The sequence below is a fragment of the Type-C symbiont of Plautia stali genome (assembly GCF_059730935.1).
This window is the reverse complement of sequence record NZ_AP035923.1, coordinates 3,747,270-3,770,923: the sequence shown is the minus strand read 5'-3', so window position 1 is coordinate 3,770,923 and position 23,654 is coordinate 3,747,270. Positions and strand designations below refer to the sequence as shown.

18 protein-coding genes and 1 riboswitch are annotated in these 23,654 nt (G+C 57.7%); of the genes, 9 read left to right on the top strand and 9 right to left on the bottom strand.

The window, feature by feature from the left end; translation table 11 throughout:
* Positions 1-85: 85 nt before the first annotated feature.
* The 5 genes from AC6I7J_RS17785 to pgi all read right to left on the bottom strand — a co-directional run bounded on the left by AC6I7J_RS17785 (position 86) and on the right by pgi (position 6,171).
* Positions 86-2,176: a YjbH domain-containing protein gene (locus AC6I7J_RS17785; RefSeq protein ID WP_498006320.1), complete on the bottom strand. Its 2,091-nt coding sequence runs from the start codon at positions 2,174-2,176 to the stop codon at positions 86-88.
* Positions 2,176-2,913 (bottom strand): capsule biosynthesis GfcC family protein, encoded by a 738-nt coding sequence (locus AC6I7J_RS17780; protein WP_058757595.1) that lies wholly within the window; start codon positions 2,911-2,913, stop codon positions 2,176-2,178. The genes AC6I7J_RS17785 and AC6I7J_RS17780 overlap by 1 nt, the downstream gene beginning before the upstream one ends.
* Positions 2,910-3,557, bottom strand: coding sequence for a YjbF family lipoprotein (locus AC6I7J_RS17775; protein ID WP_125309294.1), 648 nt, complete (start codon positions 3,555-3,557; stop codon positions 2,910-2,912). Before AC6I7J_RS17775 ends, AC6I7J_RS17780 begins: the two co-directional genes overlap by 4 nt.
* Before the next feature lie 77 nt (positions 3,558-3,634).
* A complete protein-coding gene (gene yjbE / locus AC6I7J_RS17770) occupies positions 3,635-3,883 on the bottom strand; it encodes an exopolysaccharide production protein YjbE (RefSeq protein ID WP_021508031.1) in 249 nt (82 codons plus the stop codon).
* Between the two features lie 641 nt (positions 3,884-4,524).
* Positions 4,525-6,171 (bottom strand): glucose-6-phosphate isomerase, encoded by a 1,647-nt coding sequence (gene pgi, locus AC6I7J_RS17765; RefSeq protein ID WP_021508030.1) that lies wholly within the window; start codon positions 6,169-6,171, stop codon positions 4,525-4,527.
* Positions 6,172-6,270: 99 nt separating this feature from the next.
* Here pgi and AC6I7J_RS17760 point away from each other — a divergent pair, with 99 nt between their 5' ends.
* From AC6I7J_RS17760 to panS, 3 genes are all read left to right on the top strand, one after another.
* Entirely contained in the window at positions 6,271-6,516 is a 246-nt protein-coding gene (locus AC6I7J_RS17760) for a hypothetical protein (RefSeq protein WP_125309290.1), read from the top strand.
* A gap of 36 nt (positions 6,517-6,552) precedes the next feature.
* Positions 6,553-6,747, top strand: a riboswitch (Lysine riboswitch).
* Between the two features lie 110 nt (positions 6,748-6,857).
* Positions 6,858-8,213, top strand: a complete 1,356-nt coding sequence (gene lysC, locus AC6I7J_RS17755) for a lysine-sensitive aspartokinase 3 (RefSeq protein ID WP_021508028.1) — start codon at positions 6,858-6,860, stop codon at positions 8,211-8,213.
* Positions 8,214-8,475: 262 nt separating this feature from the next.
* Positions 8,476-9,399, top strand: a complete 924-nt coding sequence (panS, locus tag AC6I7J_RS17750) for a ketopantoate/pantoate/pantothenate transporter PanS (protein ID WP_021508027.1) — start codon at positions 8,476-8,478, stop codon at positions 9,397-9,399.
* A gap of 388 nt (positions 9,400-9,787) precedes the next feature.
* Here panS and AC6I7J_RS17745 read toward each other — a convergent pair whose 3' ends face one another.
* Both AC6I7J_RS17745 and AC6I7J_RS17740 read right to left on the bottom strand, forming a co-directional pair.
* Positions 9,788-10,111: a DUF805 domain-containing protein gene (locus tag AC6I7J_RS17745; RefSeq protein WP_498006317.1), complete on the bottom strand. Its 324-nt coding sequence runs from the start codon at positions 10,109-10,111 to the stop codon at positions 9,788-9,790.
* Between the two features lie 197 nt (positions 10,112-10,308).
* Positions 10,309-10,902: a YhgN family NAAT transporter gene (locus AC6I7J_RS17740; RefSeq protein ID WP_031279795.1), complete on the bottom strand. Its 594-nt coding sequence runs from the start codon at positions 10,900-10,902 to the stop codon at positions 10,309-10,311.
* A 218-nt stretch (positions 10,903-11,120) separates the two neighbouring features.
* Between AC6I7J_RS17740 and asd the strand changes: the two genes are divergently transcribed.
* From asd to glgP, 6 genes are all read left to right on the top strand, one after another.
* Entirely contained in the window at positions 11,121-12,230 is a 1,110-nt protein-coding gene (gene asd / locus AC6I7J_RS17735) for an aspartate-semialdehyde dehydrogenase (protein ID WP_059009874.1), read from the top strand.
* Positions 12,231-12,588: 358 nt separating this feature from the next.
* Positions 12,589-14,775: a 1,4-alpha-glucan branching enzyme gene (gene glgB, locus AC6I7J_RS17730; RefSeq protein ID WP_058757592.1), complete on the top strand. Its 2,187-nt coding sequence runs from the start codon at positions 12,589-12,591 to the stop codon at positions 14,773-14,775.
* On the top strand, positions 14,775-16,754 hold the full coding sequence (glgX, locus tag AC6I7J_RS17725; RefSeq protein ID WP_152391573.1) for a glycogen debranching protein GlgX: 1,980 nt from the start codon (positions 14,775-14,777) through the stop codon (positions 16,752-16,754). The genes glgB and glgX overlap by 1 nt, the downstream gene beginning before the upstream one ends.
* Before the next feature lie 10 nt (positions 16,755-16,764).
* Positions 16,765-18,057: a glucose-1-phosphate adenylyltransferase gene (gene glgC / locus AC6I7J_RS17720; protein WP_058757590.1), complete on the top strand. Its 1,293-nt coding sequence runs from the start codon at positions 16,765-16,767 to the stop codon at positions 18,055-18,057.
* A 62-nt stretch (positions 18,058-18,119) separates the two neighbouring features.
* Positions 18,120-19,553 carry a glycogen synthase GlgA gene (glgA, locus tag AC6I7J_RS17715; RefSeq protein WP_058757589.1) on the top strand — a complete coding sequence of 478 codons (1,434 nt, stop codon included), beginning with the start codon at positions 18,120-18,122 and terminating at the stop codon, positions 19,551-19,553.
* A 21-nt stretch (positions 19,554-19,574) separates the two neighbouring features.
* On the top strand, positions 19,575-22,022 hold the full coding sequence (gene glgP / locus AC6I7J_RS17710) for a glycogen phosphorylase (protein WP_058769996.1): 2,448 nt from the start codon (positions 19,575-19,577) through the stop codon (positions 22,020-22,022).
* Positions 22,023-22,106: 84 nt separating this feature from the next.
* Here glgP and AC6I7J_RS17705 read toward each other — a convergent pair whose 3' ends face one another.
* Positions 22,107-22,670 (bottom strand): DcrB family lipoprotein, encoded by a 564-nt coding sequence (locus AC6I7J_RS17705; RefSeq protein WP_498006314.1) that lies wholly within the window; start codon positions 22,668-22,670, stop codon positions 22,107-22,109.
* 115 nt (positions 22,671-22,785) lie between these two features.
* Entirely contained in the window at positions 22,786-23,451 is a 666-nt protein-coding gene (locus tag AC6I7J_RS17700; protein WP_021508018.1) for a 7-cyano-7-deazaguanine/7-aminomethyl-7-deazaguanine transporter, read from the bottom strand.
* Positions 23,452-23,654: the final 203 nt, after the last annotated feature.

The window sequence follows — 23,654 nt, the reverse complement described above, 5'->3', positions numbered from 1 at the left end:
CATCAATGGCGACCCTACATGGTTCACGTAGGGTGCGCATTAATGCGCACCGTTAAATGGCGCGGGTTTAACCCCGCGCTGCAATTTAATTAAAACGCGCATCGCGATCGGCGGTCAGATCGTACAGCTGGTACTTACGGCCCAGCATCTGACCACCGTCACGCGTCAGCGGCACCCAGTTCACCTGCGCACGGCCACGGGTTGGCGTGACGGTAAACAGATCCATCGGAATCGAAATATAGAAACCTTTGGTGAAATCCCCTTCGCCATACGCTTCGGCTGACACGTTGGTTTTGGTGGCGTAGAAGCCGACCATCACGCCGCTGTCAAAGCGCTTCGACACATCCAGCGTGACCCCTTTGTCCTTCGCCAGATATTCACCGACGCTGGCTTTCACCAGCACATCCTGCATGAACCACGGACGCCAGTAAGCGGTAAGGTGCCCGGTGGGCGCCTTGTAATCGGTGAACTGCATCATGTTGTCCCAGTCACGCTGCTTCACGTAGTTCGCATCGAGACCGAAAGCCCAGTTGCTGTCCACCGGGCGATACAACAGCTCGCCGCCCACGCCGCCGTACATGGTTTCCAGATAGCCACCGTACACCTGGCCGTAGAAGCCATTGCCGAGATAGCGCATGTAGTTGGCCTGCAGATCATTCACGTAAACGTTGTTCTCCACGTAGTCGCGAATGTGGGTGCGCACGCGCGGCAGCGTCGAGTCGGCTGGCGCGCCGTTGTAGTTGAACTTGTCATAGTTATTGGCGATGTTGCCAAACAGGCTGCCGCCAATCAGCCAGTGATCGGTCAGCCAGTAATCGACATTGCCCATTACGCCGAGCTGATACATGTAGAAGCTTTCCGGACCGCCGACCGACTGGTTCAGCACCGGCGACAGGCTGTAGTTAAGGCGATCCTTACGGATGAAATAGCCCTGTTCGGTGGTGCCCGGATCGATCGGTTCTTCACGCGTCTGCTGCAGCGGCTGCTCGTGGCCGAGCGGATAGCCGCGCAGTTCGTTATTCAGGCTGGCCACATCGGTGCGCGTGGTGACCTGCGGCATGTTAAAGCGCGACTCGGTGACTTCAATCGTATCAATGCCAGCCGGCAGATTGTTCATGATGATGCGGTTAGCGCGGTCAACGCCTTCGCGCGTGTCGCGATATTTGGTCTGCTCACCGGAAACGTAAAGCGTGCGGCCTTTGGTCTGGATGCGCGGACCATCCAGTCCGGCATTGTATTTCAGATCGGTAAGCTGATTAGCGACCACCGTCGGCTGCAGCAGATCGCCCTGCGGCTGTGGCTGATAAGCCGGTTTTGCGCTATCAAGGTGCGACTGGTGTAACGAATTAAAGTTGGTGCGCACGGTCACGCCAAACATAAAGGTATTGCCGCGCTCGTAGCTGGCGTTGATATCCGCCCAGTCGGTAAGGCGATAGATTGCGCCAACGTTGACCTTACTGCGCTGCTCCAGCCGGCCGGCAAAATCGTCCTGATAATCGTTGCCTTCATACTCCAGCTTGAGACGCAGCGGCTGCCACGGCGTCTGGTATTCGATGCCACCAACCAGTGCCGCTGGACCGTGGAACATCTGCGAGCCGTTAATGGAACCCGCCGAACCGCCGCCGGTGCGGCTGCAGAAGCTATCGCTGTAGGAGCAGAACGGGTTTTTGATGGTGCCGCTGTTGCCGAGATAGCCCCAGCCCAGCCCGAGGCTGAAATCAAACGGTCCCCAGGCTTTACTCGCCACCAGATATTCACTGTCGAACAGGCCGGTACCGCCCAAATCGCGCGAGCCGACCGCCACTTCCGGCAGCCAGAAGCTCTCCTGCCACAGGCGCAGCTTCAGGTCGAAGGCTTTGTCTTTATAGCTCTGGTTGCCGCTGAAGCCTTCCACCGCACTATAGCGGCGGGTGCGTACGTCGGTATAGCGCACCGTGGTTTCCAGCCACGGGAACAGCTGCAATGACGCAGAATAGTAACGATATTGATCGTTATCGCGGAAGTTCAGGCTAAATTCGCCCTCTTTTGCCATGCGCGCGGTCGGCGTTTGCATCAGGCCCACGCCGCCAAAATCAGATTGTGAAGGACCGACCGGTTGCGGCCAGGTTTCCGCCTGCACCTGGCATGCGGCGGCGACAGAAGCAGCCAACAGGCTGAGGAGTAATTGTTTTTTCATCAGTCTGGCATCCGGTGAGTCAGAACGGAAAGCATGCGCGCATTCAAATCAGGCTGGCCCCAGGGCAGGCTCCATGTGGAAAAGCCCAGCCAGATGGTGCTGCCAGGCTCGACTTCAACATGCCGCTGATTCCAGTAAGCGATCGGCACCTGTTGCGTCTCACCTGACGGCGCAATCACCGTGGCCACGCTGCGTTCGGCACCCGATAAACGCGCATGCGGCGCGAGGTAGTCACGCACTGTGCGTCCTGGCTGCCAGCTCTCACTGCCGGGATGGCTGAGTGCGCCCATCACCCGTACCTGCGTCGGCGCTGCCACGATGTACAGGTCGTAGCTGCCCTGCAGTTTACGGTTGGCTTCCGGACGCAGCCGCACCCAGTCGGGATCGAGCGAAGTAAACTGGCGCCCGGTAACCTGCAGGGCGCTGAGCTGCTGAATTACGCTGCCGATGGTTGCGGCCAGTGAAGTACCGCTGTCGGCCTGCCAGGCGCGCAGATCCGCGAGCAGCTGAGCGTGCTGCTGCTGCGCCACGGCGGTCGCACCGCGTTCGGCAATCACCGTGCCCGGCCACCAGCTGTGCAGCGCCGGGTTCGTTACCAGTTCGCTAAGCGTGCTGGCATGATCGATCTGGAAACTGCGCTGATCGTGCGCAGGGTGTACCGTCACCTGGCTATCCGCCAGCGCGTGGCTGGCCGCCGTGAGGGCGAATGCCGCCAGCAAAGAATTGATTTTTTTCATGATTTCGCCGGCTTCAGAAGGGTGGTTGCGATCGGGAACTGGTCAGCCGCCAGCATCTGCTGCGCCTGCAGCACCGTACCGTCGCGGTTATCGATCCAGAAGGTGTTCTGCCAGCTGACGCCGGGGCTCTCCATCTCTACCGTTTCGTGCCAGACGCGGCAGGGCACCCGCTCGCCGGCGAGGTTCAGCACTTCATCGTCGCCGCGCTGAAAGGTGGAGTGAGCGGTGGCGGCACGCACGTTGTCCTGCTCGCGCCACTGCACGACGCGCGTCCACTGCGCGCCATTTTGCAGCCGCAGCGCATCGGCCAGCGGATCCTGCGCCAGGTTACTGACGGCCTGCAGGTTGTCGCGCAGGCCGAGGGTTTTCACCAGGCGGCCGTGCTGCATCACCAGCATGGCTTTATCCTGGGTTACCCATTTCTGCTGGCCGTTTTCCAGGTAGCCCAGCACCACAAAGATGCGCGGACCGTTGTCGACGCGCGCATACAGGCTGGCATAGGGCAGAGTAGCGATTTGTTCATCGCTGACGGTGACATCGTCCGGACCGCTGATGGCGAGCATTACGGTCTGTTCGAGGCCTTTTTGCGTTTGTGTGCAAGCCTGCAGCAACAGGCAAAGAAGCAGCAAAGAGAGTCGGCGCACTGTGTATCCCTGTCTCAATAGAGGCAAAAAACAAAAAATAACCACACGACTGTGTGGTTATGTTTAAAGGTGCTACATCAACGAGTGGTGCTCGTTGTGGTAGTGGTTGTTGTACCGGTATTTGCACCGTCGCCACCGCCAGCAGCGGCAACGCCGAGACCCACTAACGCACCGAGTGCGCCGATACCCACAGCGGTGGTCGCACCGGTCGAGATTGCTCCCGCCTGCGCGCCTGCTGCAGCACCGGCTTCTTCCGGTGCGGCAATCGCAGCGGAAGAAACGGCAACGTAAAGTAAGGCTGCACCGGCAACCATCAGTTTTTTCATAACAACGTTTCCTGCATCTTGATAAAACGTGAATGAAGGATATTACCCGTCATACCGTACGCTGCCGTCCGATGGCCGCTGGGCCGCATGCAGCTGGCTAACCGTGGTCAGCGCGCAATAATGTTTCCCGGGCCGCCGGGCGACAGCGGGGAAGTATTCAGGGCAGCCTTGAAGGCGCGTTCAGTATAGGGCAACAAATTACCAGAGTTCAGCGCCAGAAAAAGAGGGGGATTAAGCAGGACATTTCTGGTGATAAATAAGGCGAATTGGCGTTAGCTGCTTTTTTTAATTGCGCTTTTTTCGCTGGCTGGAATATTTACGCAGGACGTTATAGCACAGCAGCATTTTTCACTTTTGCATTAAAAAATGGCACGGAATAGGAATAATCAGATTTTCCTGAAAGGGTTAAAATAGAAAGGCAAATTTAATCAGTTGCTTAGGTGGATGAGGTGGACAAATCAGATCCATTTTTTATCAGATAAGCCCGCCACGCATGATGGCATCTTCCGATTTTCCTTAGGGCATTTTAAGAATTATCTAACCGCAGCGTGGCAGCAAAATCCGCTTATTTTCCGCGGGGCGGTATATCGGAGCAAAAAAAAGGCGGCATGTGCTGCCGCCTGATGAGCCTGGAGGTAAAATTAACGCCAGGATTTGTAGCGATTAATTAAGCCATTGGTGGAGCTATCGTGGCTGTTAATCTGCGCATCGTTTTCCAGCTCCGGCAGAATGCGGTTAGCCAGCTGTTTGCCCAGCTCAACGCCCCACTGATCGAAGGTGAAGATGTTGAGAATCGCGCCCTGAGTGAAGATCTTGTGCTCGTACAGCGCAATCAGCGCGCCGAGGCTGAACGGAGTAATTTCACGCAGCAGAATCGAGTTGGTCGGGCGGTTACCTTCAAACACCTTGAACGGCACGATATGCGCGACGGACTCCGCTGATTTACCGGCATCGGTAAACTCTTTCTCTACCACCTCGCGGGCTTTACCAAACGCCAGCGCTTCGGTCTGAGCAAAGAAGTTGGAAAGCAGCTTCTGGTGGTGATCGGCCAGCGCGTTGTGGGTCTGCGCCGGCGCAATGAAGTCGCATGGAATCAGTTTGGTGCCCTGATGGATCAGCTGATAAAACGCGTGCTGCCCGTTGGTGCCGGGTTCACCCCAGATAATCGGACCGGTCTGGTAATCCACCGGGTTGCCGTCGCGGTCGACGTACTTACCGTTGGACTCCATGTTGCCCTGCTGGAAGTAAGCGGCAAAACGGTGCATGTACTGGTCGTACGGCAGAATCGCTTCGGTTTCGGCACCGAAGAAGTTGTTGTACCAGATACCGATCAGCGCCAGCAGCACCGGCAGGTTTTGCTCCGCTGGCGTGTTCGCAAAGTGCTGGTCCATGGCATGCGCGCCGCTCAGCAGCTGTTCGAAGTTTTCGAAGCCGATGGACAGGATGATCGACAGACCAATCGCGGACCACAGTGAGTAGCGGCCACCGACCCAGTCCCAGAACTCGAACATGTTGGCGGTATCAATACCAAATTCGCCGACCGCTTTCGCGTTGGTTGAGAGCGCGGCAAAGTGCTTCGCCACGTGCTGCTGATCGCCGGCGGTGTTCAGGAACCAGTCGCGCGCGCTGTGGGCGTTGGTCATGGTTTCCTGCGTGGTAAAGGTTTTCGACGCCACGAGGAACAGCGTGGTTTCCGGGCTAAGCGGTTTCAGCGTTTCGGCAATGTGCGTGCCATCAACGTTGGAAACAAAGTGCATGTTGAGGTGGTTTTTATACGGACGCAGCGCTTCGGTCACCATGAACGGGCCGAGGTCTGAACCGCCGATACCGATGTTCACCACGTCAGTAATCGGCTTGCCGGTGTAGCCTTTCCACTCGCCGCTGATGATGCGCTCGGAGAAGGCTTTCATCTTCGCCAGCACTGCGTTCACTTCCGGCATCACATCTTTACCATCCACGAGGATCGGCGTGTTGCTGCGGTTGCGCAGGGCCACGTGCAGCACGGCGCGATCTTCGGTGCGGTTAATCTTCTCACCGGAGAACATGGATTTGATGGCGCCCGCCAGATCGGTCTCTTTCGCCAGCGCCTGAAGTTTGTCGAGGGTTTCCTGGGTGATGCGGTTTTTTGAGAAATCCACCAGCATCTGATCATCAAAGGTGGCAGAGAATTTCGCAAAACGATCGGCATCCTGCGCAAACAGGTCGGCAATCTCTACCGATTTCATCTGATCAAAATGCTGCTGCAGCGCTTTCCAGGCTGCGGTTTGTGTCGGATTGATATTTTTCATGGCAACACTCTTGTTGATATAAGAACCGTCATTCCATCCGGGCGCATCCTGTCTGGCCCGGCATGCTGAGCATTTGTTACGGCTTGCACGCGTTTCAGTATGACCACAGTTGCAACTGAAAGGAAAAAATTTGTGACGCCAGCCGCAGCGTTTCAGGTAAATCCGGCGGCGATTGTCGGCCGGTTCGCCGCGCATTACTCTGCGCGGCATCAGCAAAACACCGGTTTTTTCGCACCGCTAACTACTTTAGGCGGCTGGCGGCTTCCGGGTTTGTTTAGCAATGCGCTGCATAAGTGTAAAAATGAATTTTCCCGGCGCCGCAAGGCTGGACAGCGGAACAATTAATCAGTATTTTGTGCGCGCGACTTGCACCTCCGGGTGCAAGCCAGAAGAGGCGCGTCGCCCAGGCAGTGTGTTTGAGGATCCGTATCCGGCGAGAACACATCAGGGGGTGCGACGCCGAGGTGGTGCAACACGCGGAGTGTTGTGCTGTCGGCTGCAGGGGCTGAATCCTCTGGGTTGTCACCAGAAGCGTCCGCAGTCGGACGTTTCGCAAGGTGAAGTGCTTTTGGTGACTCATCTCCTGATCTTGTCTGTCCAATTCTGCTCTTCTCTTGTGCCAAGGCTGTTACCCGATCTTCTCTTCCGCGAATGGGAGGAGATAACCTGACACGAGGTTTTGTTACATGTCTCAATCGTTGATCGTGGCAAAATTTGGCGGCACCAGCGTTGCCGATTTCGATGCCATGAACCGCAGCGCGGATGTCGTGCTGTCTGATGCCAATACCCGTCTGGTGGTGCTCTCTGCCTCGGCGGGCGTGACTAACCTGCTGGTTTCGCTGGCTGAAGGCCAGGAACTCGAGCAGCGCGCTTATCTGCTGGATCAAATCCGCACGATTCAATATGCCATCATCGATCGCCTGCAGTCGCCGGACGTCATCCGTCAGGAGATTGATCGCATGCTGGAGAACATCATCATGCTGGCGGAAGCGGCGGCATTAGCCCGTTCGACCGCGCTGACCGATGAGCTGGTGAGCCACGGCGAACTGATGTCGAGCCTGCTGTTCGTGGAGATCCTGCGCGAGCGCCAGGTAAATGCCGAGTGGTTTGACGTCCGCAAAGTGATGCGCACCAGCGACCGTTTCGGCCGCGCCGAGCCGGATGTGGCCGAGCTGAAAACGCTGGCAGCGGCTCAGCTGCAGCCGCGCACCGCAGAAGCGCTGGTGATCACGCAGGGCTTCATCGGCAGCGAAGGCAAAGGCCGCACCACCACGCTCGGCCGTGGCGGCAGCGATTACACCGCTGCGCTGCTCGGCGAAGCGCTGCAGGCGACGCGTGTGGATATCTGGACCGACGTGGCGGGCATCTACACCACCGACCCGCGTGTGGTGCCGCAGGCGAAACGCATCGAAGAGATCACCTTTGAAGAAGCGGCGGAGATGGCAATCTTCGGCGCGAAAGTGCTGCATCCGGCGACGCTGCTGCCGGCGGTGCGCAGTGATATTCCGGTGTTTGTCGGCTCCAGTAAAGATCCTGCGGCGGGCGGCACGCGCGTCTGCAACGAGACTAAAAATCCGCCGCTGTTTCGCGCGCTGGCGCTGCGGCGCAAACAGACGCTGCTGACGCTGCACAGTCTGAACATGCTGCACGCGCACGGCTTCCTGGCCGAAGTGTTTGCTATCCTGGCGCGCCACAGTATTTCGGTTGATCTGGTTACCACCTCGGAAGTGAGCGTGGCGCTGACGCTGGATACCACCGGTTCAACCAGCACCGCCGACAGTCTGCTGACCCAGGCGCTGCTGACCGAGCTCTCTTCCCTGTGCCGGGTGGAAGTGGAAGAGAATCTGGCGCTGGTGGCGATCATCGGCAACAACCTGTCGAAAGCCTGCGGCGTCGGCAAAGAGGTGTTCGGCGCGCTGGAGCCGTTTAACCTGCGCATGATTTGCTACGGCGCAAGCAGCTACAACCTATGCTTCCTGGTGCCAACGCCGGACGCGGAAGAGGTGGTGCGCGCGCTGCATAAGAATCTGTTCGAATCTTAATTGACGCGTAAGTTACCTGAAGCCGGACAATGTCCGGCTTTTTTTATCTCTGCCGTTCAGCCTGACGCTATTTCGGACAAATGCCAGCGGAATGCCCGTGTCTGCCCGGCGATCTTTAGCAGCCGATAGGCATTTTCTGTCGTCGGCCACGCTTATGATAATGAAATGTTATGATCCGGCGCAGGTCGCTGCGGTCGTTCCCCGCGCGCCGTTTCATCTGTGGCAAAAAACCAATTAAGTAAAACGCTAAGGACATTTCTTCATGCTCGCCAAACTCACCCGCCTGTTTCCGCTCTGGGCCGTACTGCTGTCCGTTGCAGCCTATTATTCGCCGTCCACCTTCCTCGGCATCGGGCCGTGGGTAACCTACCTGCTGATGCTGATCATGTTCGGCATGGGCGTGACGCTCAACATTGACGATTTTAAACGCGTGCTGGTACGTCCGGCACCGGTGATTGCCGGCACGTTCCTGCACTATCTGGTAATGCCGCTGGCGGCCTGGGCGCTGGCGAAACTGTTCCAGATGCCGCCGGATCTGGCCGCCGGGATGATTCTGGTTGGCAGCGTGGCCAGCGGGACAGCCTCGAACGTGATGATTTATCTGGCGAAGGGCGACGTGGCGCTGTCGGTGACCATCTCGTCGGTTTCGGCACTGGTAGGCGTGTTCGCGACGCCGCTGCTGACGCGCTTCTACGTAGATACCCACATTCAGGTCGATGTGGTGGGCATGCTGCTCAGCATCGTCAAAATCGTGGTGATCCCGATTGGGCTTGGCCTGATTATTCACCACTCCATGAACAGCGTGGTGCGCCGCGTTGAGCCGTATCTGCCGGCGTTTTCGATGGTGTGTATTCTGCTGATCATTAGCGCGGTGGTTGCGGGTAGCCAGGGTTTCATCGGCTCAGTAGGGCTGATGGTGATCGCGGCGGTGATCCTGCACAACGCCATTGGGCTGCTCGGCGGCTACTGGGGTGGCAAGCTGTTTGGCTTTGACGAATCCACCTGCCGCACGCTGGCGCTGGAAGTCGGTATGCAGAATTCCGGACTGGCGGCCACGCTGGGCAAACTGTACTTCTCACCGCTGGCCGCACTGCCCGGCGCACTGTTCTCGGTGTGGCACAACCTCTCCGGTTCCCTGCTGGCGGGTTACTGGTCGGGTAAAACGATTGAGAAGAAGCAGAAATAACGTGGCATGCGTACCGGTCGCCATCAATGACGATCGGTTACGCACCATCGACCTGTTGATGCCGGTGCGCATAAATGCGCACCCTACAAAAAACACGCGATAACCTTGCAGAGGGTGCAATAAATGCGCCCTCTGCAAAAACGCAATAATCTTGTAGGGTCGCCATTCATGGCGACCACAAATGCTCAACGGTCAAGGGTTCCCCCATAAATGCACCCTCTGTAAAAACGCGCAATAATCTTGTAGGGGCGCCATTCATGGCGACCGCAAACACTCAACGGACAGCGTGGCGTCATAAATCGTCATTCAAAAATATTCCACTGGCGCACTAATCCTCACCTCATATAAATATGCAAGCACCAGGAACCCCTACACGGGCCAGCCCGATTTATTCTTTTTTTACTGATGCAGGAAAAGCCAGAAAGGGAAACAGTAAATAAGGCGCAACGATTAAAAGAATAAACACTCCCCGTGAATATCCCGCGTCGTTTATTCTTCTGCTGCCACAAGCCAGCGATGGCAGAACGAAAAGCAGTAAAGGAGTCCATGCTATTTCATTCGTGGATGAAGCGAACACACTGAGATAACAACAAAACCAGATAATCTGGAACATTATAAAAATGATGTAGCATAAGCGGCTATCTTTGCCACTATAATCAAATGTCTTAATCAATCCATTCTTTATGGATGTTAATAAGAGAGTCAGCGCCATTTTATTCTAACCACCACAAAAATGATGAGAGACAGCAAGCTGTTCACCGTCGAAGAACACGTAAAGTAGAGATTTTACGATAAACCGGATAACGCGTGTTGTGAACCTGAATGTTGTCTATTAAATACCAGGCAATAACATGTGTTGAATCATGCTATTACTGGTATTATTAATTAGCGCCGCCAGCATGCGAAACATTACAGTTTCAGGTAAACCCGAATCCCGTCCAGGAACATCTGCGTCGCCAGCATAATCAGGATCAGGCCCATTAATCGCTCCAGCGCGTTGACGCCTTTATCCCCCAGCAGACGCAGGAACAGGCCGGACATCAGCAGAATCACCACCGTGACGCCCCAGGCAATCAGCAGGGCGCCGACCAGGTGCGTCATCTGATTGGGATACTGATGTGACAGCAGCATCAGGGTGGCGAGCAGCGAGGGCCCGGCGACCAGCGGGATCGCCAGCGGCACCAGGAACGGCTCTTCGCCGGCGGGCAGGCCGCTGGTGCTGGTCTCGCCGGACGGGAAAATCATGCGAATGGCGATCAAAAACAGAATGATGCCCCCGGAAATCGACACCGTTTCGGTGCGCAGATTAAGAAACGCCAGGATGCGTTCACCGGCGAACAGGAACAGCAGCATCAGAATCAAGGCGATCAGCATCTCGCGCATCAGCACCACGCGGCGGCGCTTCGGCTCCAGGTGCTTCAGCACCGACATGAAAATCGGCAGGTTGCCCAGCGGGTCCATAATCAACAGCAACAATATGGTCGCGGATATCATTTCAGTCATCAGAGGTAAACCATCCCTTCAGGTCGGCCACAGCCGTTATAAGTTGTACTGCTGAAAAAGTTAGCGCAATCGAATTAATTCACTTGCCAGAAGTGCTGCATTTTGTAGAGTTGTGGGTCATAGGTAAACCTGATTATTACGCAGACTGGCGCATTGCTGGCGCTGGTCTTTTTTCGCACCACCCAGGCCCCGGCCCGAGTTCCTGAGACGGACAGAAAATGAAGAATGTAGGTTTTATTGGTTGGCGTGGCATGGTCGGCTCTGTGCTGATGTCACGTATGAGCGAAGAACGCGATTTCGATGTGATCAATCCGGTCTTCTTCTCCACTTCGCAACTGGGTCAGGCTGCGCCGACGTTTGGCGGCAAGTCAACCGGTGCGCTGCAGGATGCGTTTGATATTGAGGCGCTGAAGGCGCTGGATATCATTATCACCTGCCAGGGCGGCGATTATACCAGTGAAGTCTACCCGAAGCTGCGCGAGAGCGGCTGGCAGGGCTACTGGATTGATGCGGCCTCCACGCTGCGCATGAAAGATGACGCCATCATTATTCTTGATCCGGTCAACCATCAGGTGATTCGTCAGGGCCTCGACAGCGGCATCAAAACCTTTGTCGGCGGTAACTGCACCGTCAGTCTGATGCTAATGTCGTTGGGCGGACTGTTCGCTAACGACCTGGTCGAGTGGGCCTCCGTCGCGACGTATCAGGCGGCCTCCGGCGGCGGCGCGCGCCATATGCGCGAACTGCTGACCCAGATGGGCATGCTGCACGACCACGTTGCGACTTCGCTGCAAAATCCGGCCTCCGCCATTCTCGACATTGAGCGCAGCGTGACTGACTTTACCCGTTCCGGCACGCTGCCGACCGACAACTTCGGCGTACCGCTGGCCGGCAGCCTGATCCCGTGGATCGACAAGCAGCTGGACAACGGCCAGAGCCGCGAAGAGTGGAAAGGCCAGGCGGAGACCAACAAAATTCTCTCGACCCGTCACACCATTCCGGTCGATGGCCTGTGCGTGCGCGTCGGCGCGTTGCGCTGCCACAGCCAGGCGTTCACGTTGAAGCTGAAGAAAGATGTGCCGCTGAACGAAATCGAACAGCTGCTGGCCGCGCACAACGAGTGGGTGAAAGTGGTGCCGAACGATCGCGACATCACCATGCGTGAACTGACGCCTGCTGCGGTGACCGGCACGCTGACCACGCCGGTGGGCCGTCTGCGTAAGCTGAACATGGGGCCGGAGTATCTGTCGGCCTTTACCGTCGGCGATCAGTTACTGTGGGGCGCTGCCGAACCGCTGCGTCGCATGCTGCGTTTGCTGATTGACTAAGCGCAGCGCGAATCCAGACAGGCCGGGGTTTCCCGGCCTTTTTTCTTTCCACGGGAGTGCAAAACTTAACCCAAATTGCGCCCGACAAGTGATCAGCTTCCCCTTTTTGCTCGCCCGATAACAATTTTTTGCGTTCCACCCTGGCTTCTGCCAACCCCAAGCTATGATTTAACAGTGATGTGCCGGTTGTTAACTGTTTTTACTTTGCGAATGGAATAGTTGTTGTACACGGCCAGGATCTTTCCCACGGAGGGTGTCCTTCCTTGCTGCTGTATGTATGGCTCATGAAAAGCAGCGCACCTATAGCGACAATCCTGTCTCTCCGGTCGCCTGCGCAAAAAATCATAGGAAGAAAGTCATGTCAGAGCTTCCCGATCGCCATGCGATCAATGCCCTTTTCGCCGGGAATTATGCCGACCCCTTCTCAGTACTGGGGATGCACCAGACCACACAAGGTCTTGAAGTGCGTGCGCTGTTACCGGATGCATCCGAAGTCTGGGTGATTGAAACCAACACCGGCCGCAAATGCGCCCAGCTTAAATGTCTTGATTCGCGCGGCTTCTTCAGCGGCGTGATCCCGCGCCGTAAAAACCTGTTTCGCTACCAGCTGGCAGTCAACTGGCACGGCCAGCAAAACCTGATCGACGATGCCTACCGCTTTGGCCCGCTGCTGGCGGAAATGGATGCCTGGCTGCTGGCCGAAGGCACGCACCTGCGGCCGTATGAAACGCTCGGCGCGCACGGCACCACCATTGATGGCGTTGCCGGCACGCGCTTCGCCGTCTGGGCCCCGAACGCGCAGCGCGTTTCGGTGGTGGGCGAATTTAACTTCTGGGATGGCCGCCGCCATCCGATGCGTTTCCGCCGCGAACTCGGCATCTGGGAGCTGTTTGTCCCCGGCGCGGTTAACGGCCAGCTGTACAAATTCGAGATCATTGATGCGCACGGTCAGATGCGCATCAAAGCCGATCCGTTCGCCTTCGAGGCGCAAATGCGCCCGCAGACCGCCTCGATGATCTGCGGCCTGCCGCCGAAGCTGGAGATGCAGCCACAGCGCAAAATTGCCAACGGCTTTGACCAGCCGATCTCCATTTACGAGGTGCATCTCGGTTCGTGGCGTCGTCACACCGACAACAATTTCTGGTTGAGTTACAAAGAGCTGGCCGAACAGCTGGTGCCCTATGTCAAAGAGATGGGCTTTACCCATATCGAACTGTTACCGATCAACGAGCATCCGTTCGACGGCAGCTGGGGCTATCAGCCGCTCGGCATGTACGCGCCTACGCGCCGCTTCGGCACGCGCGATGAGTTTCGTCACTTTATCGCCGCTGCGCACGAGGCGGGTCTCAACGTACTGCTCGACTGGGTGCCGGGCCATTTCCCCAGTGACGATTTTGGCCTCGCCAAATTCGACGGTACCGAGCTGTACGAGCACAGCGATCCGCGCGAAGGCTACCATCAGGACTGGAATACGCTGATCTACAACTTTGGCCGGCGCGAGGTCAGCAACTATCTCTCCGGCAATGCGCTGTACTGGATGGAGCGCTTCGGCATTGATGGCCTGCGCGTTGATGCTGTGGCGTCGATGATCTATCGCGACTACAGCCGCAAAGAGGGTGAGTGGGTACCTAACCAGTTTGGCGGCCGTGAAAACCTCGAAGCCATCGCCTTCCTGCGCCATACCAATCGCACGCTGGGCCGCGCCGCACCCGGCAGCATCAGCGTGGCGGAAGAGTCTACCGATTATCCGGGCGTGACGCGGCCATCCGAAGATGGCGGCCTGGGCTTCTGGTTCAAATGGAACCTCGGCTGGATGCACGACACCCTCGACTACATGAAGCTCGATCCGGTGCATCGCCGCTACCATCATCAGCTGATGACCTTCGGCATGCTGTACAACTACACGGAAAACTTTGTGCTGCCGCTGTCGCATGACGAAGTGGTACACGGCAAAAAGTCGATACTCGACCGCATGCCGGGTGATACCTGGCAGAAGTTTGCCAACCTGCGCGCCTATTACGGCTGGATGTGGGGCTTTCCCGGCAAAAAACTGCAGTTCATGGGCAACGAATTCGCTCAGGGACGCGAGTGGAACCACGATACCAGCCTCGACTGGCATCTGCTGGAGGGGCTGGATAACTGGCACCACGGCGTGCAGCGACTGGTACGTGACCTGAACCACAGCTATCGCCACTTTTCGCCGCTCTATCAGCTCGATTTCGATGCCAGCGGCTTCGAGTGGCTGGTGGTCGACGATCACGAAAACTCGGTCTTTGTATTTGTACGCCGCGACCGCGAGGGCAACGAACTGATCGTCGCCAGTAACTTCACGCCGGTGCCGCGTCACAACTATCGCTTCGGCGTGAATCAGCGCGGCGGCTGGCGCGAAGTGCTGAACACCGACCAGCATGATTATCACGGCAGCGATCTGCGCAATCACGGTATCGTCCATACCGATGACATCGCCAGCCACGGGCGCGCGCAGTCGTTAAGCCTGACGCTGCCGCCGCTCGCCACGCTGTGGCTGGTGCGGGAGGGCGATTGATGCTCCAGGCGGGCCAGCCGGTACCGCCGGGTGCCCATTATGACGGGCGCGGCGTCAACTTTACGCTGTTCTCGCGCCACGCGGAGCGGGTAGAGCTGTGCCTGTTTGATGAACAGGGGAGTGAGCAGCGTTTCCCTCTGCCGGCGCGTAGCGGTGACATCTGGCACGGCTATGTTCCGGCGCTAAAGCCGGGGCAGCGCTATGGCTACCGCGTGCATGGACCGTGGCAGCCAGAGCGCGGTCATCGTTTCAATCCGGCCAAACTGCTGGTCGATCCCTGTGCCAAAGCGGTATGCGGCGCGGTGCCAGACGACGCGCGCCTGCTGGGTGGAGAGTGGCAGCAGGATGATGCCGATAGCGCTGGCGTTGCCCCCAAATCGCTGGTGATCGCCGACGATTTTGACTGGCAGGACGATTGTGCGCCGCGCACGCCGTGGGGCAAGACGGTGATTTACGAGGCGCACGTTCGCGGCCTGACGCAGCAGCATCCGGAAATTCCGGAAAGGCTACGCGGGACATATGCGGCGCTGGGGCATCCTGCTATGGTGAGCTATCTGCGCCGGCTGGGTATCACCGCGCTGGAGCTGCTGCCGATAGCCGCGTTTGCCAGCGAGCCGCGCCTGCAACGGCTCGGCCTGAGCAACTACTGGGGCTATAACCCGTTTGCGCTCTGGGCGCTGCATCCGCACTACGCGGCGGGTGAAGCGGGCCAGACGCCGCTGCAGGAGTTTCAGCAGGCGGTAAAAGCGCTGCACGCGGCGGGCATTGAAGTGATTCTGGACGTGGTGTTCAACCACAGCGCCGAGCTGGAAGAGATTGGCCCGACACTGTCGCTGCGCGGCGTCGACAACGCCAGCTATTACTGGCTGGGCGATAACGGTGAATATCACAACTGGACCGGCTGCGGTAATACGCTGAACCTCAGCGATCCGCAGGTGCTTGACTGGGCGCTGGGCGCGCTGCGTTACTGGGTGCAAACCTGCCACGTTGACGGCTTTCGTTTCGATTTGGCCAGCGTGCTCGGGCGCACGCCGGATTATCGCCAGGATGCACCGCTGTTTGTGGCCATGCAGGCCTGTCCGGTGTTGTCGCAGGTGAAGCTGATCGCTGAACCCTGGGATATCGGCCCCGGCGGCTATCAGGTGGGCAACTTTCCGCCCGGCTTCGCCGAATGGAACGACCATTTTCGCGATACGGCGCGCCGCTACTGGCTGCACGGTGAGTTGAGTAACGGTGATTTTGCCCGCCGCTTTGCCGGCTCCAGCGATGTATTTCAGCGCGCGGCGCGTCTGCCGCACGCCAGCATTAATCTGATCACCGCGCACGACGGCTTCACGCTGCGTGACGTGGTGAGTTATAACCAGAAGCATAATCAGGCCAACGGCGAGGATAATCGCGACGGCAGCAGCAGTAATTTCAGCCATAACCATGGTTTTGAAGGGCTGCAGGGCAACTTCGATGTGGTCGAGCGGCGGCGGCGCAGCGTGCATGCATTGCTGACCACGCTGCTGCTGGCGCAGGGCACGCCGATGCTGCTGGCCGGTGACGAACGCGGTCACAGCCAGCACGGCAACAATAATGCGTACTGTCAGGATAATCCGCTCACCTGGCTGAACTGGCAACAGGATGATTTTGGACTGGTCGACTTCACTGCCGCGTTAATCCGGCTGCGTCAGCATATTCCCGCGCTGACGCAGGACAGCTGGTGGCAGGAGGGCGATGGCAACGTGCAGTGGTTGAATGCCAGCGGCAAACCACTGGAAAGGGATGAGTGGGAACAGGGGATGCACAGACTGCAGATCCTGCTCTCCGGCCGCTGGTTACTAACGATAAACGCCACGGATTCGGTGAGTGACCTTGCCTTACCAGACGGAGAATGGCGAGCCATTCCTCCTTTCGCCGGGGAAGATAACCCCATCCTGACAACTGTCTGGCACGGGCCCGCACACGGCGTGTGTGTGTTCCTAAAGCAATCATAAGGAGTCAGACATGGTGAAATTAGATAGAAACGACCCCCTGATGCTGGCGCGCCAGCTCCCTACACAGACGGTTGCCCTGATCCTTGCTGGCGGGCGCGGTACGCGCCTGAAAGATCTTACCGCCAAACGCGCCAAGCCTGCCGTGCACTTCGGCGGCAAGTTCCGCATCATCGACTTTGCGCTCTCCAACTGTATCAACTCCGGGATTCGGCGCATCGGCGTCATCACCCAATATCAGTCACATACGCTGACGCAGCACATTCAGCGCGGCTGGTCCTTGTTCAACGAAGAGATGAATGAGTTTGTCGATCTGCTGCCGGCGCAGCAGCGCGCCTCGACCGAACACTGGTATCGCGGTACCGCCGATGCGGTCACGCAGAATCTCGATATCATTCGCCGCTACAACGCGCAGTACATCGTGATTCTCGCCGGGGATCACATCTACAAAATGGATTACTCGCGCATGCTGCTCGACCACGCCGATCGTGGCGCCAAGTGCACCATCGCCTGTCTGCCCGTACCGCTGCATGAGGCCACCGCATTTGGCGTGATGGCAGTCGATGCGGACAACAATGTAATAGATTTCGTTGAGAAACCGGCGCAGCCGCCGTCCATGCCGGGCGACGACAGCAAAGCGCTGGCCAGCATGGGCATTTACGTGTTCAACGCCGATTACCTCTATGAGCTGCTGGAGGAGGATTTACAGATCGCCGACTCGAGCCACGATTTCGGTAAAGATCTGCTGCCGAAGATCGTCGCCAGCGGCGAAGCCTACGCGCACTCCTTCACGCTGTCGTGCGTACAGAACGACGAAAACGCGGAACCTTACTGGCGCGACGTCGGTACGCTGGAAGCTTACTGGCGCGCCAACCTCGATCTGGCCTCGGTGACGCCCGAACTCGATATGTATGACCATGAATGGCCGATTCGTACCCACATGGAGCCGCTGCCGCCGGCCAAATTTGTCCAGGATCGATCCGGCAGTCACGGCATGACCATGAACTCGCTGGTCTCCGGCGGCTGCATTATCTCCGGCTCGGTGGTGGTGAATTCGGTGCTGTTCCCGCGCGTGCGCGTTAACTCGTTTTGCAATATTGATTCGGCGGTGCTGCTGCCCGATGTGGTTATCGGGCGATCGTGCCGTTTGCGTCGCTGCGTCATAGACCGTGCCTGCGTCATTCCGGAAGGCATGGTGATTGGCGAAAATCCGGATGAGGATAGTCGCCGTTTTTACCGTTCAGAAGAGGGCATCGTACTGGTGACGCGCGCCATGCTGGCCAAATTGGCCGCTGCGGGTCAGTAAGTGACGAAAGGCAAAGAACATTGCCGCGTGGAACGCGGGCGATAACACAATAGGGGTTCAGGATGCAGGTTTTACATGTCTGTTCAGAGCTTTTCCCGCTGCTAAAAACCGGCGGACTGGCTGATGTCGTCGGCGCATTGCCTCAGGCACAAATTGCCGAAGGTATGGACACGCGGGTGCTGATTCCGGCGTTTCCGGATCTGCGTAAAGGGATTCCTGATACCGAAGTGGTGGCGGAGCTGCAAACCTTTGCCGGGCCGGTCCGCTTGCTGTTTGGGCCCTTCAACGGCGTGGGGATATATTTGATTGATGCGCCGGGACTGTACGATCGTCCCGGCAGCCCGTACCACGATACGTCGCAGTTTGCCTATGTCGATAACTACCTGCGCTTTGCGCTGCTCGGCTGGATGGCGGCCGAGCTGGCCAGCGGGCTGGATACTTACTGGCAGCCGGACATCGTGCACGCGCACGACTGGCACGCCGGTCTGGCTCCGGCCTATATCGCCGCACGCGGACGTCCGGCGAAAACGGTGTTTACCGTGCATAACCTGGCGTATCAGGGGCTGTTTTCCGCGCGGCATCTGGACGAAATCCAGATCCCGCGCGCCTATTTTGAAATGCACGGGCTGGAATTCTACGGCCAGATTTCTTACCTAAAGGCCGGCCTGTTTTATGCCGATCATATAACTGCCGTCAGCCCGACCTATGCGCTGGAGATCACCCGGCCGGAGTTCGGCTACGGCATGGAAGCGCTGCTGGAGCAGCGGCTGCGCGAAGGACGGCTGAGCGGGATTCTCAACGGCGTCGATCCCGGCATCTGGGATCCGGCACACGACCTGTTACTGACCGCCCGCTACGACCGAGACACGCTGGAGAGCAAAGCGGAGAATAAACGTCAGCTGCAGATTGCCATGGGGCTGAAGGTTGATGACAAAGTGCCGGTGTTCTGCGTTATCAGCCGTTTAACCAAACAGAAAGGGCTGGATCTGGTGCTCGAAGCACTGCCGGGACTGCTGGCGCAGGGCGGGCAACTGGTGCTGCTGGGCCAGGGCGATGCGGAACTGCAGCAGGGCTTCCTCGCCGCAGCCGCTGAACATCCGGGCAGCGTCGGCGTGCAAATTGGTTATCACGAAGCGTTCTCGCACCGCATTGTCGGTGGTGCGGACGTCATTATGGTGCCCAGCCGTTTCGAACCGTGCGGTCTGACGCAGTTGTACGGCCTGAAATATGGCACGCTGCCGCTGGTCAGGCGCACCGGTGGACTGGCGGATACCGTACAGGACAGCTCGCTGGAAAACCTCGCCGACGGCGTAGCCAGCGGTTTCAGCTTCGAAGACAGCAATGCCTGGTCACTGTTGCGCGCGATTCGTCGTGCTTTTGTTTTATGGTCCCGTCCTTCACTCTGGCGTTATGTTCAGCGCCAGGCGATGGGGATGGATTTTAGTTGGCAGGTGGCAGCACAAGCCTACCGCGATCTTTATCAACGCTTGCTGTAATGAGAGATTGGGATACCGCATATGAACGCACCTTTCACCTATGCCTCACCCACGCTGACGGTTGACGCCCTCAAGCACTCAATCGCCTATAAGTTGATGTTTACCATTGGTAAAGATCCGTCGATCGCCAACAAGCATGAGTGGCTGAACGCCGCGCTGCTGGCGGTACGCGATCGCATGGTGGAGCGCTGGCTGCGCTCCAGCCGTGCGCAGCTGTCGCAGGATGTGCGCCAGGTTTATTACCTGTCGATGGAGTTCCTGATGGGGCGCACGCTGGGCAATGCCTTGCTGGCGATGGGCATCTATGACGACCTCAACCAGGCGCTGGATGAGATGGGACTCGACCTCAGCGAGCTGATGGAAGAAGAGAACGATCCCGGGCTCGGCAACGGCGGTCTTGGCCGGCTGGCGGCCTGCTTCCTCGACTCGCTGGCCACGCTGGGCCTGCCCGGACGCGGCTACGGCATTCGCTACGATTACGGCATGTTCAAACAGAACATTGTTGACGGCCAGCAGCGTGAATCGCCGGATTACTGGCTGGAGTACGGCAACCCGTGGGAGTTCCAGCGCTTTAACACCCGCTACAAAGTGCGTTTTGGCGGGCGGTTGCAGCATGAAGGCAGCCGGGTGCGCTGGGTTGAGACCGAAGAGATCGTGGCGATGGCCTACGATCAGATCATCCCTGGCTTCGACACCGATGCCACCAACACGCTGCGGCTGTGGGGTGCGCAGGCCAGTAACGAAATCAACCTCGGCAAGTTCAATCAGGGCGACTACTTCGCGGCGGTGGAAGATAAAAACCACTCGGAGAACGTGTCGCGCGTACTCTATCCCGATGACTCGACCTACTCCGGACGCGAGCTGCGTCTGCGCCAGGAGTATTTTCTCGTCTCCGCCACGGTGCAGGATATCCTCAATCGCCACTGGCAGATGCATGAAACCTGGGACAACCTGGCCGACAAAATTGCCATCCACCTCAACGATACCCATCCGGTGCTGGCGATTCCCGAGCTGATGCGTCTGCTGATTGATGAGCACAAGTTTACCTGGGACGACGCCTTTGAAGTCACCTGCCAGGTGTTCTCGTACACCAACCATACGCTGATGAGCGAAGCGCTGGAGACCTGGCCGGTGGACATGATCGGCAAGATCCTGCCGCGTCATCTCAGCATCATTTTCGAAATCAATGACTACTTCCTGAAGACCATTCAGGATTACTATCCGGACGATTGGGATCTGATGGCGCGCATCTCGATCATCGACGAAAACGATGGTCGCCGCATCCGCATGGCGTGGCTGGCGGTGGTGGTTAGCCACAAAGTTAACGGCGTGTCGGAGCTGCACTCTAATCTGATGGTGCAGTCGCTGTTCGCCGATTTTGCCCGCCTGTTCCCGGGGCGCTTCTGCAATAAAACCAACGGCGTGACGCCGCGCCGCTGGCTGGCGCTGGCCAACCCGGCCTTGTCAGAGGTGCTGGATGACGCCATTGGCCGCACCTGGCGTACCGATCTGGCTCAGCTGAGCGAGCTGGTGCCGCACATTGACTATCCGGCGTTTATTGAACAGATCGCCGATGCCAAGTTCGCCAACAAGAAGCGCCTCGCGGAGTGGGTGGCGAAGAATATGGATATCGTGCTGGATCCGCAGGCGCTGTTCGACGTGCAGATCAAGCGTATTCACGAATACAAACGTCAGCTCCTGAACGTGCTGCACGTCATCACGCGTTACAACCGCATCAAAGCCGATCCGACCGCAGAGTGGGTGCCGCGCGTTAATATCTTCGCCGGGAAAGCGGCGTCGGCCTATTACGTCGCCAAGCACATCATTCACCTGATCAACGATGTAGCCAACGTGATCAACAACGATCCGCAGGTGAAGAACAAGCTGAAGGTAGTGTTTATCCCTAACTACGGCGTCAGCCTGGCGCAGATCATCATTCCGGCGGCGGATCTCTCCGAGCAGATCTCTACCGCCGGCACCGAAGCCTCCGGCACCAGTAATATGAAATTTGCGCTAAACGGCGCGCTGACCATCGGTACGCTGGACGGGGCCAACGTGGAGATGCGCGAGCACGTCGGCGCAGAGAATATCTTTATCTTCGGCAACACCACGCCGCAGGTGGAGAAGCTGCGCACTGAGGGCTATAACCCGCGTAAATACTATGAAGAGGATGCGGAACTGCACCAGGCGCTGACGCAAATCGCCAGCGGCGTCTTCAGCCCGCAGGAGCCGGGGCGCTACCGTAACCTGTTCGACGCGCTGGTCAACTTTGGCGATCACTATCAGCTGCTGGCGGATTACCGCAGTTATGTGGATACCCAGGATAAGGTGGATAAGCTTTATCGTCAGCCGGAAGAGTGGCAGCGGCGTGCGGCGCTGAACATCGCCAATATGGGCTATTTCTCCGCCGACCGTACCATTCAGGAGTACGCGGATGAGATCTGGCATATTTCGCCGGTGAGGTTATAAACGAGGCACATTCTGTAGCGGCGCAATTCATTGCGCGGTTTTTAACAACGCGCGATAAATCGCGCCGCTACCGTTGGTGCAAACTTACTTCAGGGTAATACTCTTCACAATCGCATCGGCATCGCTCTGCGCCTGCTGCTGATTGTCGGCGGGCAGGGTGATCTGCAGCGTCAGCAGTTTACCGTCCACCTTCGCCAGAATAACCGAGGACCAGGAGGTCTGGTTATTGGCGGAAATCACCGTATCCAGCTGCTGTGCCGGCTGGTCTTTCAGCGTCACCGCTTTGTTCGACACCACCTGCAGCTGCGGATCGCGGTTGCGCTGCTGCTGCTCCAGACGCTGAGCCAGCGCATCCAGTGCTTCATTGGTCGGATCGCCCGCAATCACGATAATCGCGCGCTGGCCGGTTTCATCGGCATACACGTGCATATTGGTGGATTCCGAACCCAGCTTGCCGCTCTTATCTGACATGCCTGCTGGCAGGCTGAAACTCAGCTTACCGTCCATCAGGTTTACCGTCTGTGCTGACTGACTGGCGCTGGCGCTGGCGCCGTTGCTGTTTGCCGCCGTGTCGTCTTTCTTCTGATCACACGCCGCCAGGCCTAACACCAGCAGGCCGATGCCCGCATATTTCACTAAGTTACGCATTCTTATCCCTTCGTAAGGTTTCCATCAGCCGTTATCAAAACGGAATCGGTGCTTAAAAGCAATCAGCGCTTTGTCAGGAAATCTTAGCGTGCCGTGGCGTTTCGTCTACGTTCAATTAGCCGAAATTCATCTGGCGCTGAGCCGAACGTTCCGCCAGACGCTTAAGTGCCGCATTGAGCAGAACACCGTAAGCAGGCAGGAAGAAAACCATGCAGATCAGCACTTTGAAGCTGTAATCCACCAGTGCGATCTCCACCCAGTGGCTGGCCATGAACGGGTCCGGACTCTTATAAAAGGCGATAAAGAAGAAGGCCAGCGTATCGCTGATATTGCCGAGGAACATGGCACAGGCAGGCGCAATCCACCATTGCGGCAGTTTACGCAGACGGTTAAACACGTGCACATCAAGGATCTGCCCCAGCGCATAGGCCATAAAGCTGGCGCAAGCGATACGCGCCACGAACAGATTGACCTCCTGCAGCGAGGCCCAGCCCTGCCACGCGCCCTGATAAAACACGCACGACACGATGTAGGAGATAAACAGCGCCGGAATCATCACCGCAAGGATAATGCGCCGTGCCAGCGGTGCGCCAAAAATTCGCACGGTGAGATCGGTGGCGAGAAAAATAAACGGGAAGCTAAACGCACCCCAGGTGGTGTGGAAACCGAAAATCGCGACCGGCAGCTGCACCAGATAGTTACTGGAGGTAATCACCAGCAGGTGAAACAGCGATAGCCAGAATAGCGCATGCATGCGCTGACGAGCAGAGAAGTTGATCATAAAGGCCTTTTTTTAAAAATGGGGTGAGGGAACCCAATCCCCTTCATCGTTGGCATTTTTGCTGCGTTGGCCGCGCTTGCGTACCCCGGTCACTTACTTCAGTAAGCTCCCGGGGATACGCGCACTTGCCGCCTTGCAGAAAAGCCAACGATCTTGGGGATGTCTGGTATTGCTTAATAAAAAATCGGACGGCATCTTAGCGT

Bases quoted from the DNA above. Each gene is read 5' to 3' on its own strand.
- AC6I7J_RS17785 (WP_498006320.1), bottom strand. From the start codon at position 2,176: ATGAAAAAACAATTACTCCTCAGCCTGTTGGCTGCTTCTGTCGCCGCC.
- AC6I7J_RS17780 (WP_058757595.1), bottom strand. From the start codon at position 2,913: ATGAAAAAAATCAATTCTTTGCTGGCGGCATTCGCCCTCACGGCGGCC.
- yjbE (WP_021508031.1), bottom strand. From the start codon at position 3,883: ATGAAAAAACTGATGGTTGCCGGTGCAGCCTTACTTTACGTTGCCGTT.
- pgi (WP_021508030.1), bottom strand. From the start codon at position 6,171: ATGAAAAATATCAATCCGACACAAACCGCAGCCTGGAAAGCGCTGCAG.
- AC6I7J_RS17760 (WP_125309290.1), top strand. From the start codon at position 6,271: ATGACCACAGTTGCAACTGAAAGGAAAAAATTTGTGACGCCAGCCGCA.
- lysC (WP_021508028.1), top strand. From the start codon at position 6,858: ATGTCTCAATCGTTGATCGTGGCAAAATTTGGCGGCACCAGCGTTGCC.
- panS (WP_021508027.1), top strand. From the start codon at position 8,476: ATGCTCGCCAAACTCACCCGCCTGTTTCCGCTCTGGGCCGTACTGCTG.
- AC6I7J_RS17745 (WP_498006317.1), bottom strand. From the start codon at position 10,111: ATGGCGCTGACTCTCTTATTAACATCCATAAAGAATGGATTGATTAAG.
- AC6I7J_RS17740 (WP_031279795.1), bottom strand. From the start codon at position 10,902: ATGACTGAAATGATATCCGCGACCATATTGTTGCTGTTGATTATGGAC.
- asd (WP_059009874.1), top strand. From the start codon at position 11,121: ATGAAGAATGTAGGTTTTATTGGTTGGCGTGGCATGGTCGGCTCTGTG.
- glgB (WP_058757592.1), top strand. From the start codon at position 12,589: ATGTCAGAGCTTCCCGATCGCCATGCGATCAATGCCCTTTTCGCCGGG.
- glgX (WP_152391573.1), top strand. From the start codon at position 14,775: ATGCTCCAGGCGGGCCAGCCGGTACCGCCGGGTGCCCATTATGACGGG.
- glgC (WP_058757590.1), top strand. From the start codon at position 16,765: ATGGTGAAATTAGATAGAAACGACCCCCTGATGCTGGCGCGCCAGCTC.
- glgA (WP_058757589.1), top strand. From the start codon at position 18,120: ATGCAGGTTTTACATGTCTGTTCAGAGCTTTTCCCGCTGCTAAAAACC.
- glgP (WP_058769996.1), top strand. From the start codon at position 19,575: ATGAACGCACCTTTCACCTATGCCTCACCCACGCTGACGGTTGACGCC.
- AC6I7J_RS17705 (WP_498006314.1), bottom strand. From the start codon at position 22,670: ATGCGTAACTTAGTGAAATATGCGGGCATCGGCCTGCTGGTGTTAGGC.
- AC6I7J_RS17700 (WP_021508018.1), bottom strand. From the start codon at position 23,451: ATGATCAACTTCTCTGCTCGTCAGCGCATGCATGCGCTATTCTGGCTA.